The 253-nt window shown below is 56.9% G+C and carries 1 protein-coding gene; it reads right to left on the bottom strand.

The features are described from left to right. A partial coding sequence (locus H6A60_RS13395) for a LysR substrate-binding domain-containing protein (protein ID WP_239477758.1) occupies positions 1 to 253 on the bottom strand: 253 nt, incomplete at both ends.

The following is a 253-nucleotide window of genomic DNA, read 5'->3' as shown; positions in this document are numbered from 1 at the left end:
CTTCGAGCTTGTCAAGAAGCGGGTGACCTTTTCGAACGATACAAACATGAACGGAATCGAAGAGCGGGCTCGAGCGTACATCTGCGGGAAGTGCGTCGTCGACGGGGTAACCAAAGCAAAGATCGATGAGCCCCGAGCGCAAGCGCTCGATCGTGCCTCCCTGCGGCGCTTCAATGGCAATGCCGATGTTGGGCGCTTTGCTGCGAATTTCGTCAATCACGGGCAGAAGAAGAGCAACGACGGCGTTGTCGAC

The organism is Sutterella massiliensis (assembly GCF_016899755.1).
Taxonomy (GTDB): domain Bacteria; phylum Pseudomonadota; class Gammaproteobacteria; order Burkholderiales; family Burkholderiaceae_F; genus Sutterella; species Sutterella massiliensis.
This window is presented reverse-complemented; position numbering and strand designations above follow the sequence as displayed.